Origin of the sequence: Caballeronia sp. LZ016 (assembly GCF_031450805.1) — a bacterium.
Taxonomy (GTDB): domain Bacteria; phylum Pseudomonadota; class Gammaproteobacteria; order Burkholderiales; family Burkholderiaceae; genus Caballeronia.
In genome coordinates this window covers 1,149,715-1,163,263 of the sequence record NZ_JARTVY010000002.1, presented here as the reverse complement: position 1 = coordinate 1,163,263, position 13,549 = coordinate 1,149,715, and the positions used below count along the sequence as shown (strand labels likewise).

Here is a 13,549-nt window from a genome sequence, read left to right as displayed (position 1 = left end):
CTACTCTGCATTCACAGCAAGGCGCAACACCAACGCGACGGTCGCCGATGTTTCAGACGCGTCGTTCCTATCTTCCCCTCGTAAAGGAAACGGAATGAACGACTTCAGCAAGGCTGCCGTCGAGGCGGCGCGCAATCCCGCCGATCCCCGATCACGCTATGCGGCCGGCGTGATGAAGTATCGCGAGATGGGTTACTGGCAGCCCGATTACACGCCGAAAGAGACGGACATCATCGCGCTATTCCGCATCACGCCGCAAGCGGGCGTCGAGCCGGAGGAAGCGGCGGCGGCTGTCGCGGGCGAGTCGTCGACTGCGACGTGGACCGTCGTCTGGACCGACCGCCTCACCGCATGCGACATGTATCGCGCGAAGGCGTATCGCGTCGATCCGGTGCCGAATGCGCGCGCCGACGAGCCGCAATACTTCGCTTATATCGCCTATGAGCTGGATCTCTTCGAGGAAGGGTCGGTGGCGAACCTGACGGCATCGATCATCGGCAATGTGTTCGGCTTCAAGCCGCTCAAGGCGCTGAGGCTCGAGGACATGCGTATTCCGGTGGCCTATCTGAAGACGTTTCAGGGGCCGCCCACCGGCATCGTCGTGGAGCGTGAAAGGCTCGACAAGTACGGCAGGCCGCTGCTCGGCGCCACGGTCAAGCCGAAGCTCGGGTTGTCCGGAAAGAACTATGGACGCGTGGTTTATGAAGGGCTCAAGGGCGGCCTCGATTTTCTGAAGGACGACGAGAACATCAATTCGCAGGCGTTCATGCACTGGCGCGACCGCTATCTGTTTGCGATGGAAGGCGTGCATCGCGCGGAAGCGGAGACCGGCGAAGTGAAGGGCCACTATCTGAACGTGACCGCCGGCACGATGGAAGACATGTATGAACGTGCCGAATTTGCGAAGGAACTCGGCTCGTGCATCGTGATGATCGACCTCGTGATCGGCTGGACGGCGATTCAGTCGATGTCACGCTGGGCCCGCAAGAACGACATGATCCTGCATCTGCATCGCGCGGGCCACGGCACGTACACGCGGCAACGCAATCACGGCATCTCGTTTCGCGTGATCGCCAAGTGGCTGCGCATGGCGGGCGTGGATCACGCGCATGCGGGAACGGCGGTCGGCAAGCTCGAGGGCGATCCGCTCGCCGTGCAGGGCTATTACAACGTATGCCGCGAGCCGCGCAACGACGTGGACCTGCCACGCGGCATCTTCTTCGATCAACCGTGGGCGGGCTTGCGCAAGGTGATGCCGGTCGCATCGGGCGGCATTCACGCAGGGCAGATGCATCAGTTGCTCGACCTCTTCGGCGACGATGCGATCCTGCAGTTCGGCGGCGGCACCATCGGGCACCCGCAAGGCATACAGGCGGGCGCAACGGCGAATCGCGTCGCGCTCGAAACGATGGTGAAGGCGCGCAACGAAGGACGCGACATCGTGAACGAGGGCATCGACATTCTCGAAGCCGCCGCGCGCTGGTGCACGCCGCTCAAGCTCGCGCTCGACACCTGGCGCGACGTGACCTTCAACTATGCCTCCACGGATACGCCCGATTTCGCGGTGACGCCGTCCGTGGCCTGACGTTCGACGACAAGCAAGGGAGCCGACATGCATATCACGCAAGGAACGTTTTCATTCCTGCCCGCGTTGAGCGACGAAGAGATCGCCGCGCAAATCGACCACGCACTGAATCAGGGTTGGGCGTGCTCTGTCGAATATACCGACGATCCGCACCCGCGCAATACGTACTGGGATATGTGGGGCCTGCCGATGTTCGACCTGCACGATGCCGCCGGCGTCATGATGGAAGTGAACGCATGCCGCAAGACGTTTCCGCGGCACTACGTCAAGGTGAATGCGTTCGATTCGGTGCGCGGCTTCGAAACGATGCGGCTGTCGTTCATCGTCAACCGGCCCGCTGAAGAGCACGGTTTCCGGCTCGAACGGCAGGACAATCGCAGCCGCGTGCAGCGTTATTCGATCCGCACGTATGCAACGGACCGTCCCTCGGGCGAGCGGTATCGATAAGGAGAACGCTCATGCAGGCCGACGACATCATCGAAGAAGAGCCGCAAACGCGCGCCGATCTGATGGCGCTTTACCGTGAGTCGCGCATCGGCGAAGTGCTCGCGGAGCTGGACCGCGATCTCGTGGGCCTCGCTCCCGTGAAGACGCGCATTCGCGAGATCGCGGCGCATCTGCTCGTGGAGCGGGCGCGGGAAACGCTCGGCATCGCGAGCGGCGCGCCGACGCTGCATATGTGCTTCTCGGGCAATCCCGGCACAGGCAAGACCACGGTTGCGCTGCGCATGGCGCAAGTGCTGCACAGGCTCGGCTATATCCGCCGCAATCAGCTCGTATCCGTGACGCGCGACGATCTCGTCGGCCAGTACATCGGCCATACCGCGCCTAAGACGCGCGAAGTGCTGAAGCGCGCGATGGGCGGCGTGCTGTTCATCGACGAGGCGTATTACCTGTATCGGCCGGAGAACGAACGCGATTACGGGCAAGAGGCCATTGAAATCCTGCTGCAGACGATGGAAAACCAGCGCGACGATCTGGTCGTGATCCTGGCGGGCTACGAATCGCGGATGGAGACGTTCTTTCAAAGCAACCCGGGCTTTCGCTCGCGCATTGCACATCACATCGTCTTTCCGGATTACGAGCCTGACGAATTGGTCAGGATCGCTGAGAGAATGCTCGACGGGATGCATTATCGCTTCGACGACGATGCCCGCCGTGCCTTCGAAGAGTATCTCGCGCGGCGCATCCGTCAGCCGAACTTCGCCAATGCGCGCTCGGTGCGCAATGCACTGGACCGCGCGCGGCTGCGTCAGGCCAACCGCCTTTTTGCAGCAGCGGAACGAGGCAGCGGTCCCGCCGATGCGAACGCGCTGATGCGGCTCGACTCATGCGACATACGCGCCAGCCGCGTGTTCGACGAATCGCCATCCTGAAAGGAGCACGCCATGCAGGACGGACGCACGACGTTGTCGAAATTCCTGATCGATACGCTCGATCGCAAGCCCGGCCCGCATGCGGCCATCGGACTCTCTGCATTGCTGGTGGACGTGGCCGCATCGATCAAGACCATCGCCGCGGCGCTCACGCGCGGTGCGCTCGGCGGGCAGCATGGTTCGGCACAGAGCATCAACACGCACGGCGAAGAGCAAAAGAAACTCGACCTCTTGACCAACGATATCTTCCTGCAGCATTGCGAATGGGACGGCTTGCTGGCGGGCATGGTGTCGGAAGAAATGGACGGCGTCTATGCGGTGCCGGAGCCGTATCCACGCGGCGAGTATCTGCTTGCATTCGACCCGCTCGACGGCTCCTCGAACATCGATATCAACGGCGTCGTCGGCTCCATCTTTTCCGTGCTGAGGAGAAGCGCGTCGCGGCACGACGCACTGAACGAAGCGGACTTTCTTCGGCCGGGAAGCGAACAGGTGGCGGCCGGCTATGCGATCTACGGGCCATCGACGATGCTCGTCATATCCGTCGGCAACGGCACGCATGGCTTCACGCTGGAGCGCGATGTCGGCAATTTCGTGCTCACGCATTCGGACATCTGCATCCCCGACGATTCGTGCGAGTTTGCGATCAACGTATCGAATGAACGCTTCTGGGAGCCGCCCGTGCGACGCTATGTGAAGGAGTGCAAGGACGGTCGCACCGGATGCCGCGCGCAGGACTTCAACATGCGATGGATTGCGTCGATGGTCGCGGAGGTTCATCGCATTCTGATGCGCGGCGGCGTCTTCATGTATCCGCGCGACTTCAAGACGCCGGAGATGGAAGGGCGCCTGCGGCTGCTGTATGAAGCAAATCCGATGAGCTTCCTTGTGGAGCAGGCGGGCGGGCTGTCGATCACCGGCCGCGAACGCATTCTCGATGTGACGCCGCGCGGACTGCATCAGCGCGTGCCCGTCATTCTCGGCTCGCGCAACGAGGTGGCGCGCATTCAGCGCTATCACGGCGAGTATGACCGCGGCGAGGACAAGCCCTTCACATCGCCGCTGTTCAACGAGCGATCCTTGTTTCTGCCCGAGACGCCGATGTGAAACGCATCGAAAAGACATAGGGAGACAGGCGCATGTCAATCAGGCATCCGATCATCGCGGTGACGGGCTCGAGCGGCGCGGGCACCACCACGGTCATGAAGAGTTTCACGCACATTTTTAGGCGCGAGCGCATCAACGCGCAGATCGTCGAAGGCGATGCCTTTCATCGCTATGACCGCCTCGGGATGCGAGAAGCGATGAAAGAAAGCGAGCGCGACGGCATCCTCAACTTCAGCCACTTCGGGCCCGAAGCGAACCTGCTCGAAGAACTCGAACGCCTCTTCCGTGCGTACGGCGAAAGCGGAGGCGGTCAGTACCGGCGCTACATTCACGATGAAGTCGAAGCCGCGCATTTCGGCCAGGACTCAGGCACGTTCACGCCGTGGGAAGACATCGCGCCCGATACCGACATGATGTTCTATGAAGGCCTGCATGGCGCAGCCGTCACGGACAAGGTCGACATCGCGCGCCATGCCGATCTGCTCGTCGGCGTGGTGCCGATCATCAATCTCGAATGGATTCAGAAGCTGCATCGCGATCAGACCATGCGCGGCTATTCGCACGAAGCGGTCGTCGATACGATCCTGCGCCGCATGCCCGACTACGTGAACTACATCTGCCCGCAATTCTCGCGCACGCACGTGAACTTTCAGCGCGTGCCCACGGTGGATACATCGAATCCGTTCACCGCACGCGAAATTCCGCAGCCGGACGAGAGCTTCGTCGTCATTCGCTTTGCGAAGCCCAGAGGCATCGATTTTCCGTATCTGCTCACGATGCTGCACGACTCGTTCATGTCGCGCCCGAACGTGATCGTCGTGCCGGGCGGAAAGATGGGACTGGCGATGCAACTCATCTTCACGCCGATGATTCTTCAGTTGCGCGACCGCCGCGCGCGCGCCTGAGCCGCTTTTTCCCTGCAAATATGGAGGCATTCATGAATGCCGTCGCCGAGGCTTTACCCAGAGCTTTTCGATCTCCCGATACGCGCCAGATGGCGAATGCGCTTCGCATGCTCGCCGTCGACGCGGTGCAGCAGGCGAATTCGGGTCATCCCGGCATGCCGATGGGCATGGCCGAGATCGCCGTCGCATTGTGGAGCCGTCATCTGAAGCACAATCCCGCCGATCCGGACTGGCCCGACCGCGACCGCTTCGTGTTGTCGAATGGTCATGGCTCGATGCTGCTTTACGCGCTCCTGCATCTCACCGGCTATGACTTGCCGATGAACGAACTGAGGCGCTTCCGGCAGATGGGCAGCAAGACGCCGGGGCATCCTGAAGTCGGCGTCACGCCCGGCGTGGAAACGACTACAGGCCCGCTCGGGCAGGGCTTCGCGAACGCGGTCGGAATGGCGCTCGCGGAGACGCTGCTTGCGCGGGAGTTCAATCGGCCGGGGCATGAGATCGTCGATCATCGGACGTATGTGTTCGTCGGCGACGGATGTCTGATGGAAGGCGTGTCGCATGAGGCGGCGTCGCTCGCGGGGACGTTGCGGCTCGACAAGCTCACGGTGCTTTACGACGATAACGGCATTTCCATCGACGGTCGGGTGCAAGGCTGGTTCAGCGACGACACGCCGCAACGGTTCGCGGCTTGCGGATGGCATGTGATCGCTGACGTGGATGGTCAGGATGTCGAAGCAGTCTCGCGGGCAATCGACGAAGCGCGCACATCGGATCGTCCCACGCTGATCTGCTGCAAGACGACGATCGGTCATGGCGCGCCGTCGATGGCCGGCACGCACGATGTACACGGCGCGCCGCTCGGCGCGAACGAAGTGGAAGCCACGCGTCTCGCGCTCGACTGGCCACATGATCCGTTCGAGATACCGGCATCGATTCGCGAGCGATGGGACGCGCGCGATGAAGGTGCGGCTGCGCAACGGGACTGGAAGCGTCGCATGGACGCGTATCGCCACACGTATCCCGAGCACGCCGCTGAATTCGAGCGACGCACGCGTGGCGCGTTACCCGCGAACTGGCGCGATGCCGCGCATGCGCTCGTGCGCGACGCCGGCCGCGCGCGTCAGAGCATCGCGACGCGCAAGGCATCGCAGCATGCCATCGAAGGACTTGCGCGTGTGTTGCCCGAGTTGCTTGGCGGATCGGCGGACCTGACCGGATCGAACCTCACGCGATGGAAGGAGGCGATCGACGTGACCGCATCGCCGGGACGCGGCAATTACATCCACTTCGGCGTACGCGAGTTCGGCATGAGCGCGATTATGAACGGCATCGCGCTGCATCGCGGCTACCTGCCGTTCGGCGGCACGTTCCTCACGTTCTCCGATTATTCGCGCAACGCGCTGCGCATGGCCGCCTTGATGAAGACGCGAACGGTGTTCGTCTTCACGCACGATTCGATCGGCCTCGGCGAAGACGGACCGACGCATCAGCCGATCGAGCATGCCGCGACCTTGCGGCTGATTCCCGGGCTCGACGTGTGGCGTCCGTGCGATGCCGTCGAGACCGCGCAGGCGTGGGTCGGCGCGGTGGAGCGCGACCGTCCGTCGTGCCTGTTGCTGTCGCGTCAGAGCGTGCCTTTCGTGCCGCGCGACGAAGCGCAGATCGACGCGATCGAGCGCGGCGGATACGTGCTCGCCGACTGGCCGGGCTCCTGTGAGCGCGATGCCCGGCGCGTGGTGCTGATCGCGACGGGATCGGAAGTGGCACTGGCGCTGGCGGCCATCGAACCGTTGAAGCGTGAAGGCATACTCGCGCGCGTCGTATCGATGCCGTCCACGACCGTCTTCGATCGGCAATGCCACGCCTGGCGCGAGCGCGTGTTGCCCGATGGCGTGCCGCGCGTTGCCGTCGAAGCGGGCGTGACCGCGTTCTGGCGGCAATACGTCGGCTTGCATGGCGGCGTGGTGGGCATCGACCGTTTCGGCGAGTCCGCGCCGGCGAGCGAACTGTACGCGCATTTCGGCGTGACGACGGAGGCCGTGATCGAACAGGCGCGCCGTGTGGCGGCCTGAACCTGGAGAACGACGATGGCTTTCATCGCCTTGAGGCAGTTGCTGGACCACGCGGCGGAGCACGGCTACGGCGTCCCCGCGTTCAACGTCAACAACATGGAGCAGATCCACGCGATCATGCAGGCGGCTGAAGCCACGAAGAGTCCCGTGATCCTGCAGGCATCCGCGGGCGCGCGCAAATATGCAGGAGAGCCGTATCTGCGGCATCTGGTGCTCGCGGCGGTCGAGGCGCATCCGGACATACCGGTCGTGCTGCATCAGGATCACGGCGCGAGCCCGGCCGTTTGCCAGCAGGCGATCCGCTCGGGCTTCACGTCGGTGATGATGGATGGCTCGCTCATGCCCGACCAGAAGACGCCCGCCGACTATGTCTACAACGTCGAGGTCAGCCGCCGCGTGGTCGATGCGGCGCATTCGGTGGGCGTCTCGGTCGAAGGCGAGCTCGGCTGCCTGGGTTCGCTCGAAACGGGACGCGCGGGCGAGGAGGATGGTGTCGGTGCGCGGGGCGCGCTCGGTCATGACCGGCTGCTGACCGACCCCGATGAAGCCCGCGATTTCGTCGATGCCACCGGCGTCGATGCGCTCGCCATTGCGATCGGCACGTCGCACGGCGCATACAAGTTCAGTCGCGAGCCGACGGGCGATATCCTCGCGATCGACCGTATCGCCGACATACACGCGCGCATTCCGAATACGCATCTGGTGATGCACGGGTCGTCTTCGGTGCCGCAGGAATGGCTCGATGTGATACGCGAGCACGGAGGTGAGATTCCGTCGACTTATGGCGTGCCGGTGGAGGAAATCCGGCGCGGAATTGCGAATGGCGTGCGGAAGGTGAACATCGATACCGACATACGCCTTGCGATGACCGGTGCCATGCGGCGCGCGATGGCGTCGAGCAAGTCGGAGTTCGATCCGCGACATGCGCTGAAAGCGGCGACGGCGGCGGCGCGCGATCTTTGCATCGACCGGTTTCGCGCGTTCGGATGCGAGGGGCAGGCGCAGCGGATCAGGCCGCTGGCGATGGAGGCGATGGCCAAGCGGTATGGGTGATCAGACCGGCACCGGTTCGTTGACATATTCGGCAAGTTCGCCATCGACTGTCAGAAACTTGAGCTGTTCGGTACGCGCCTGAGCGACCAGGAGCCGATCGAACGGGTCGCGGTGCAGGTGGGGCAACGCACGCACGGCTCTTGCGTGCGCGAGTCGAACCGTCAGTTCGATGAAGCGATGCGCTTCGAACTCGTGGATGCTTCGTGCGGCGTTCGGCTCGAGCTTGCCGCGCGCCGCCTTGATCGACAACTCCCAGATACTCGCCGTGCTGACATAGACCTGCTTCGCTTCGGCAATCTCTTCGCGCATGTCGACCGGCAGCTTGCGATTCCTCGTCACGCTGCAGATGTAGATGTGGGTGTCGAGCAACAGGCGCATCATCGGCCCTCGAGCGCGGAAACGATGTCGTCCGGCAACGGTTTGTAGAACTCGTCGATGATGTCGTCCGGCAGAGGCTTCACGACTTCATCTTCGAGCACGCTGTCGTCCACGTAACCTACGACGATCGAACCGCAGGTTTCGGGGTCGTCGCCGAGGTTGCCGACCGCCCGTACGCGGTGAAGCAGGACGGGATGCTCGCCGCCGATCGCGACGTCTTTTCCTTGCGCCACCATTTCGAGAATCTTCGGCAAATCCTTCTGCGCCTCTTCGACGTTGAAAATGTACATGGATACTCCGTATAACTAACAAGAAATCCCATCCTAACCGACTCCTCCACACCCGCCAATATGCCGCACGGCCAATTGGGAGCTATCTCATGCCTACCGCATCCCCGACAGCGGACCGCGGCGCAATCGCGCCCGCATTCACGCTTCGCGCCACCGATGGCAGCACCCATACGCTCGACTCCGTGCGCGGACGTGACGGCCTGGTGCTTGTCTTCATCTGCAACCATTGCCCGTACGTGAAGGCGGCGCTGCCTCACCTGATCCGCGATGCGATCGATCTGGCGGCAATCGGCATCGGCATGGCGGGCATCAATTCGAACGATGCAAGCATTCACACTGACGACGCCTTTGATCGCATGATCGAAGTGGCGAGCGAATGGCGGCTGCCGTTCCCCTATCTCCACGATGAAACGCAGAACGTTGCGCGAGCGTACGGCGCGGTCTGCACGCCCGAATGTTTCGGCTTCGATAGCGCGCTGCGCTTGCGCTATCGCGGACGCATCGATGCATCGCGAAAGGAACCGTTACCTGACGCTCGAAGAGACCTGTACGAAGCAATGCGCGCCATCGCCGATGGCCGCGAACCCGATGAGCAATATCCGGCACTGGGCTGCTCGATCAAATGGAAGGGCTGACTAACGCTTCTTCATCGTCGGGCCGGGCGCATGCCACGCGGTGAGATCCTCTTGCGGCCGATCCACCTGGCATCCCCAGTCGAGCGGCTGATCCTGGTCGAAGCGCTTGCCGAGCTGCCACGCGATCTCCGCCCGCGCAAGCTGCACGCCCATGTAAAACGCATGGCCGCCATCCGATTCCAGCTGCAATTGCGGATAGAGCGCGAACGGATCGATATCGAGCCGATGTCCGTCGCGGTTATAGACGTGGATGCCTTCCTCCGAAACCTGAACGCGAAAGTTAGGATCACGAACGGCGGATGCGAGCGCGTCGATTTCATCGGCGCCATACGGAAACGGCCGCTTTGCATGCAGCGCCGACAGGTCGCCGGTGATGCCCTTCGGCAATGTCTGTGTTTCGCGCGCGGCATGCATCACACGGCGTGCGACGTCGGCTTCGCGCACCGCGCGGCGCGCATGGAGGCTGACCGATGTCGTCAGCACTGCCGCCACGCGCAACTCGGCGGCCATGCCCATCAGCACCGCATTGATGCCGCTCGTATCCGCTTCGGTCAGTTCGGTGACGTTGCCGATGCCCATCATGATCGCGACATCGGGATGACGCTCGCGAAGGTTGACATAGCGCGCGATGGAAGCGGCGAGCCCGAACGGAATCGGATCGAGAATGGGATCGGCGAGGAAGGGGCGATTGCGCTTCTGCATCGCGTCGATGGCCGCGTCGAGCGATGCCGTGTCGTGCGGCTCGCGCGGGACGAGTATCGGTGTGGACGCAGTTTGATCAGCTATCCATAACGTGTCGATGTTCAGGCTCATCAGATAGTCCGCGCCCGCCCGCGCACCGCGCAACAGCTCGTCGGCGACCATGGAATCGACGCTCACGCGATAGCCCTGTTCCCTGAGCATCGCCACTGCATCTTCGAGATGGGGAAACGGCGTCTCGGGCAGGCAGCCGATATCGATCACATTCGCGCCCTGTTTCGCATACTCGCGCGCGCGAGTTGCGATGCCGTCGAGGGCGAGGCGCGGCGCATCCACGATCTCCGCGAAAATCTCCGTCTCGTAACGGGACAAGTCCACATGCCGCGCCTCGCGTCCGAAGAACTGCGGCAGGTCCTTCACTTCCTCGGGACCGCGCTCGACGTTCACGCCGAAGTGCGCGCTGAGCGCATTGAGGTCGCCACGGCATCGGCCCGGCACGATCATGCGGCTGGTGCCGTCGGTGAGCGGCAGGGTTACTCGTCGACGGATCATGTCGGCCGTCATCAAGCCCGCCACCTGCAGGCCGATCTCGCGCACCTCCCATGTGAACGGCGATGCCGCATCCGCAGGCGCGATGCCCTCCAGCACGCGATACAGGCTCTGCTCGGCGAGCCGGCCGGTCAGGAAGACGATGTGTTCCATGCGAGGCTGAGTTGCGTGAGCCGCCGATCGAGCGCGGCGCGCAGGTCATCGAGCGTATAGGCGACGGTCGTATGTTCGATGCGCGCAAGCCGCTCGACGTTCTCGAACTCGATCGCGCGCGGGCGCACTTCGACCCATTCGCGCGGCGTCTGCGTGATGACGCTCGGCGCGGTATCGCATGCCAACACGATGCCCGGCACGCATTGCTTGCCCGCTTGTGCGAAGAGGTTCGTGGGCAACGTATCGGAGATGCCGAACGCGCACTTCGCGACCGTATTGCTGGTCGCGGGCGCGATCACGACGGTGTGGTAGTCGCCGTTGTAGAGCATCCCGACGGGCACGCTGCTCGCGCTGTTGTCGCGAAAGACCTTGAAGTGCTCGCGCAGTCTCTTGAGCGGCCAGCCATACAGCGGCAGCACTTCCTCGCCTGCCGACGAGAGAAAGAGATCGCAGCGCGGCAGGCGCAATGCAAGATCGATCGACTCTTCGATCATGTGACCGGACCCCGTCACGCACCACGCGAAGTGGGCATCGGGCTTGAATTCGTCGAGCCGGCGGGCGGGCGTCGGCTGCGTCATGCGTCGTGCGGCGCGGGTGAATCATGCGACAGCCGAATGTGCAGCCGATGCATCTTGCGATAAAGCGTATTGCGGCTGATGCCCAGCACCTTCGCGACATTGCTCACGTTCCAGCGATGTTCGTCGAGCAACAGCAGCACGGTCTCGCGCTCCTTCACCTGGATCGCGTTTAGCGCGCTCATTTGCGCATCGTCGGTGAGATGCGCGGGCGCAGGCGATGGTGCCGGACTCGCGGCCCGCGCGGATACGCCGCTCACGATCTCCGGCGGCAGATGCGCGCAGCGAATCTCGTTGCCATCGCAGAGGGCGATCGCCATTTGCAGCACATGCCGCAATTGCCGGATGTTGCCGGGCCACGGATAGTCGAGCAGCGCCTGGCGCGCTTCGGCGCTCAACGCCGGCGGATCTTCGGATTCGGTCTCGAGAATATGGGCGATGAGCGCCGCCGCATCGGCACGTTCGCGTAATGGCGGCAGATTGATTTCGATCCCGTTGAGCCGGTAGTACAAGTCCTCGCGAAACATGCCGTTCTGCACGAGCTCGATGAGATTGCGGTGGCTCGCGCTGATCAACTGGAAATCGACCTTGACGGTGGTTTCCGCGCCGAGCGGCGTCACCTCGTGTTCTTCGAGCACGCGCAAGAGGCGCGCTTGCAACGCGAGCGGCATGTCGCCGATCTCATCGAGGAAAAGCGTTCCGCCGTTTGCCTGCACGATCTTGCCGCGCCGGCCTTCACGCTGCGCGCCGGTGAATGCGCCCGCGCGATAACCGAACAATTCGCTCTCGATGAGATTCTCCGGCAGCGATGCGCAATTCACCGCGACGAAAGCGCCGCTCCCGTTCGGGCTGATGCTGTGCAGCGCATTCGCGAACACTTCCTTGCCGGTGCCCGTCTGCCCGCGCAGGATGATCGGAATCTTGCGTTGAATCACGCGCGCGGCAAGCTGAATTTGCGAGGCCATGCGCGGATCGCCGAATTCCAGATGCGAGAGCTTGTCGAGACGGCCTGTGTCCGCGGCATCGCGTGCGTCTTTGCGCGCCGGTTTCGCGCGGGTGTCGTTCATCAGAATGCGCGTTGCGCTCTTTGCGGCTTCGCGCGGTGTTTGCGCCGTGAGAAAGAAACGGCTGTTCGCTTTTGCGCTATAGACCGTGACCGGGTGAAACGAGCCGCGAATGCTGCGCGCGATCATGTCTTCCAATGTTGCGTTGAACGCTTCTTCGATGCGCTTGCCGCATAGCTCCGCCGGCGAGCGCAAGTCGAGCTGAAACAGCGCGCTGCGGCTTGCCGCCAGCACGATGCCCTCGTCGCTGACGGCGAGCTTGCCCGCGTGCAGCGTGCCGACGAACTCCGGCCTGCTATGGAAGTGGATCATGTTCGCGTGCCGGTAGCGCGCATCGATCAGACGATTTTCGATCATCTGCCGCGACATGCCGACGAGCACCAGCGAATGCTGCTGCAAGAGTTTCGAGCGGCTCGTGACATCGAGCACGCCGACCACCGCGCCGCGTTCGTCGAAGATCGGCGCGGCGGAGCAGGTAAGCGACGTATAGCGCGGATAAAAATGCTCGTGCTGGCACACGGCGATACAGTCGCGCTCGATGAGGCACGTGCCCATGCCGTTCGTGCCGGCTTCGCGCTCGCTCCATAGCGCGCCGACGCGCAGGCCATCGGCGGCGACGGCTTCGCCGAACGGCACCGACGACACCTGATGCACGATCACGCCATCGGCATCGACGAGCACGACCGCGAGTTCGGGGTCCGCGAGTTGCTGATAGAGCGTGGTCATCTCGAGCTTCGAGCACGCGATGAGATCGCTCGCGGCTTCGCGACGTTCGGTGAGTTCGCGCTGCGTGAGGACGGGCGGCATCACGAAACGGCCGGGATCGAGGTGGAATTCGGTGAGGCAGCGCATCCACGATTGCGCGACGGAATCGCTCGCGCGCCGTGAAGCCAGCGGGTTATTGACGATGTTCAGCACTTCCCGGACATGCGTATCTACGTCAGCAAGCGACGACATGGGGGCGTGTCTCCGTGGCGCCGCGTTCCGCCGCGCGCTCGCCGCGCGGCTTACCGACGCCGTATCCGTTGTGATTTCCGCTGGCGCTGCGGCTCGTTCTCCATTGCCGTCGTGCTGTTCGCCGCACGCGTGCGCGCCTCGTAGCCGG

13 protein-coding genes are annotated in these 13,549 nt (G+C 63.2%); 8 read left to right on the top strand and 5 right to left on the bottom strand.

Annotated elements, in window-relative coordinates; genetic code table 11:
* The first annotated feature begins 94 nt into the window (after nucleotides 1-94).
* Genes P9220_RS18960 through fba form a run of 7 tightly spaced genes read left to right on the top strand, consistent with a single transcriptional unit; the run spans nucleotide 95 to nucleotide 8,101 of the window.
* Complete coding sequence (locus P9220_RS18960) at nucleotides 95-1,585, top strand: form I ribulose bisphosphate carboxylase large subunit (protein WP_309766710.1); 1,491 nt, start codon at nucleotides 95-97, stop codon at nucleotides 1,583-1,585.
* Nucleotides 1,586-1,612: 27 nt separating this feature from the next.
* Nucleotides 1,613-2,032 carry a ribulose bisphosphate carboxylase small subunit gene (locus tag P9220_RS18955; protein ID WP_309766708.1) on the top strand — a complete coding sequence of 140 codons (420 nt, stop codon included), beginning with the start codon at nucleotides 1,613-1,615 and terminating at the stop codon, nucleotides 2,030-2,032.
* An 11-nt stretch (nucleotides 2,033-2,043) separates the two neighbouring features.
* Nucleotides 2,044-2,961: a CbbX protein gene (cbbX, locus tag P9220_RS18950; protein WP_309766706.1), complete on the top strand. Its 918-nt coding sequence runs from the start codon at nucleotides 2,044-2,046 to the stop codon at nucleotides 2,959-2,961.
* A gap of 12 nt (nucleotides 2,962-2,973) precedes the next feature.
* Complete coding sequence (locus P9220_RS18945; RefSeq protein ID WP_309766704.1) at nucleotides 2,974-4,068, top strand: class 1 fructose-bisphosphatase; 1,095 nt, start codon at nucleotides 2,974-2,976, stop codon at nucleotides 4,066-4,068.
* A 32-nt stretch (nucleotides 4,069-4,100) separates the two neighbouring features.
* Nucleotides 4,101-4,973: a phosphoribulokinase gene (locus P9220_RS18940; RefSeq protein ID WP_309766702.1), complete on the top strand. Its 873-nt coding sequence runs from the start codon at nucleotides 4,101-4,103 to the stop codon at nucleotides 4,971-4,973.
* A gap of 32 nt (nucleotides 4,974-5,005) precedes the next feature.
* Nucleotides 5,006-7,048: a transketolase gene (gene tkt / locus P9220_RS18935; protein ID WP_309766700.1), complete on the top strand. Its 2,043-nt coding sequence runs from the start codon at nucleotides 5,006-5,008 to the stop codon at nucleotides 7,046-7,048.
* 15 nt (nucleotides 7,049-7,063) lie between these two features.
* Entirely contained in the window at nucleotides 7,064-8,101 is a 1,038-nt protein-coding gene (fba, locus tag P9220_RS18930) for a class II fructose-bisphosphate aldolase (RefSeq protein WP_309766697.1), read from the top strand.
* Here fba and P9220_RS18925 read toward each other — a convergent pair whose 3' ends face one another.
* On the bottom strand, nucleotides 8,102-8,479 hold the full coding sequence (locus tag P9220_RS18925) for a type II toxin-antitoxin system VapC family toxin (RefSeq protein ID WP_309766842.1): 378 nt from the start codon (nucleotides 8,477-8,479) through the stop codon (nucleotides 8,102-8,104). It abuts the gene before it with no gap.
* Nucleotides 8,479-8,769: a hypothetical protein gene (locus P9220_RS18920; protein WP_309766695.1), complete on the bottom strand. Its 291-nt coding sequence runs from the start codon at nucleotides 8,767-8,769 to the stop codon at nucleotides 8,479-8,481. The genes P9220_RS18925 and P9220_RS18920 overlap by 1 nt, the downstream gene beginning before the upstream one ends.
* A gap of 89 nt (nucleotides 8,770-8,858) precedes the next feature.
* Between P9220_RS18920 and P9220_RS18915 the strand changes: the two genes are divergently transcribed.
* Entirely contained in the window at nucleotides 8,859-9,404 is a 546-nt protein-coding gene (locus tag P9220_RS18915) for a thioredoxin family protein (RefSeq protein WP_309766692.1), read from the top strand.
* Here P9220_RS18915 and P9220_RS18910 read toward each other — a convergent pair whose 3' ends face one another.
* The 3 genes from P9220_RS18910 to P9220_RS18900 are packed head-to-tail and all read right to left on the bottom strand — an operon-like array spanning nucleotide 9,405 to nucleotide 13,401.
* A complete protein-coding gene (locus P9220_RS18910) occupies nucleotides 9,405-10,805 on the bottom strand; it encodes a DUF6513 domain-containing protein (protein ID WP_309766690.1) in 1,401 nt (466 codons plus the stop codon). It abuts the gene before it with no gap.
* Complete coding sequence (locus P9220_RS18905; RefSeq protein ID WP_309766688.1) at nucleotides 10,784-11,383, bottom strand: flavoprotein; 600 nt, start codon at nucleotides 11,381-11,383, stop codon at nucleotides 10,784-10,786. The genes P9220_RS18910 and P9220_RS18905 overlap by 22 nt, the downstream gene beginning before the upstream one ends.
* A complete protein-coding gene (locus P9220_RS18900; protein WP_309766686.1) occupies nucleotides 11,380-13,401 on the bottom strand; it encodes a sigma-54-dependent Fis family transcriptional regulator in 2,022 nt (673 codons plus the stop codon). Before P9220_RS18900 ends, P9220_RS18905 begins: the two co-directional genes overlap by 4 nt.
* Nucleotides 13,402-13,549: the final 148 nt, after the last annotated feature.

Coding starts and splice junctions, on each gene's coding strand:
- P9220_RS18960 (WP_309766710.1), top strand. CDS start 95: ATGAACGACTTCAGCAAGGCTGCCGTCGAGGCGGCGCGCAATCCCGCC.
- P9220_RS18955 (WP_309766708.1), top strand. CDS start 1,613: ATGCATATCACGCAAGGAACGTTTTCATTCCTGCCCGCGTTGAGCGAC.
- cbbX (WP_309766706.1), top strand. CDS start 2,044: ATGCAGGCCGACGACATCATCGAAGAAGAGCCGCAAACGCGCGCCGAT.
- P9220_RS18945 (WP_309766704.1), top strand. CDS start 2,974: ATGCAGGACGGACGCACGACGTTGTCGAAATTCCTGATCGATACGCTC.
- P9220_RS18940 (WP_309766702.1), top strand. CDS start 4,101: ATGTCAATCAGGCATCCGATCATCGCGGTGACGGGCTCGAGCGGCGCG.
- tkt (WP_309766700.1), top strand. CDS start 5,006: ATGAATGCCGTCGCCGAGGCTTTACCCAGAGCTTTTCGATCTCCCGAT.
- fba (WP_309766697.1), top strand. CDS start 7,064: ATGGCTTTCATCGCCTTGAGGCAGTTGCTGGACCACGCGGCGGAGCAC.
- P9220_RS18925 (WP_309766842.1), bottom strand. CDS start 8,479: ATGCGCCTGTTGCTCGACACCCACATCTACATCTGCAGCGTGACGAGG.
- P9220_RS18920 (WP_309766695.1), bottom strand. CDS start 8,769: ATGTACATTTTCAACGTCGAAGAGGCGCAGAAGGATTTGCCGAAGATT.
- P9220_RS18915 (WP_309766692.1), top strand. CDS start 8,859: ATGCCTACCGCATCCCCGACAGCGGACCGCGGCGCAATCGCGCCCGCA.
- P9220_RS18910 (WP_309766690.1), bottom strand. CDS start 10,805: ATGGAACACATCGTCTTCCTGACCGGCCGGCTCGCCGAGCAGAGCCTG.
- P9220_RS18905 (WP_309766688.1), bottom strand. CDS start 11,383: ATGACGCAGCCGACGCCCGCCCGCCGGCTCGACGAATTCAAGCCCGAT.
- P9220_RS18900 (WP_309766686.1), bottom strand. CDS start 13,401: ATGTCGTCGCTTGCTGACGTAGATACGCATGTCCGGGAAGTGCTGAAC.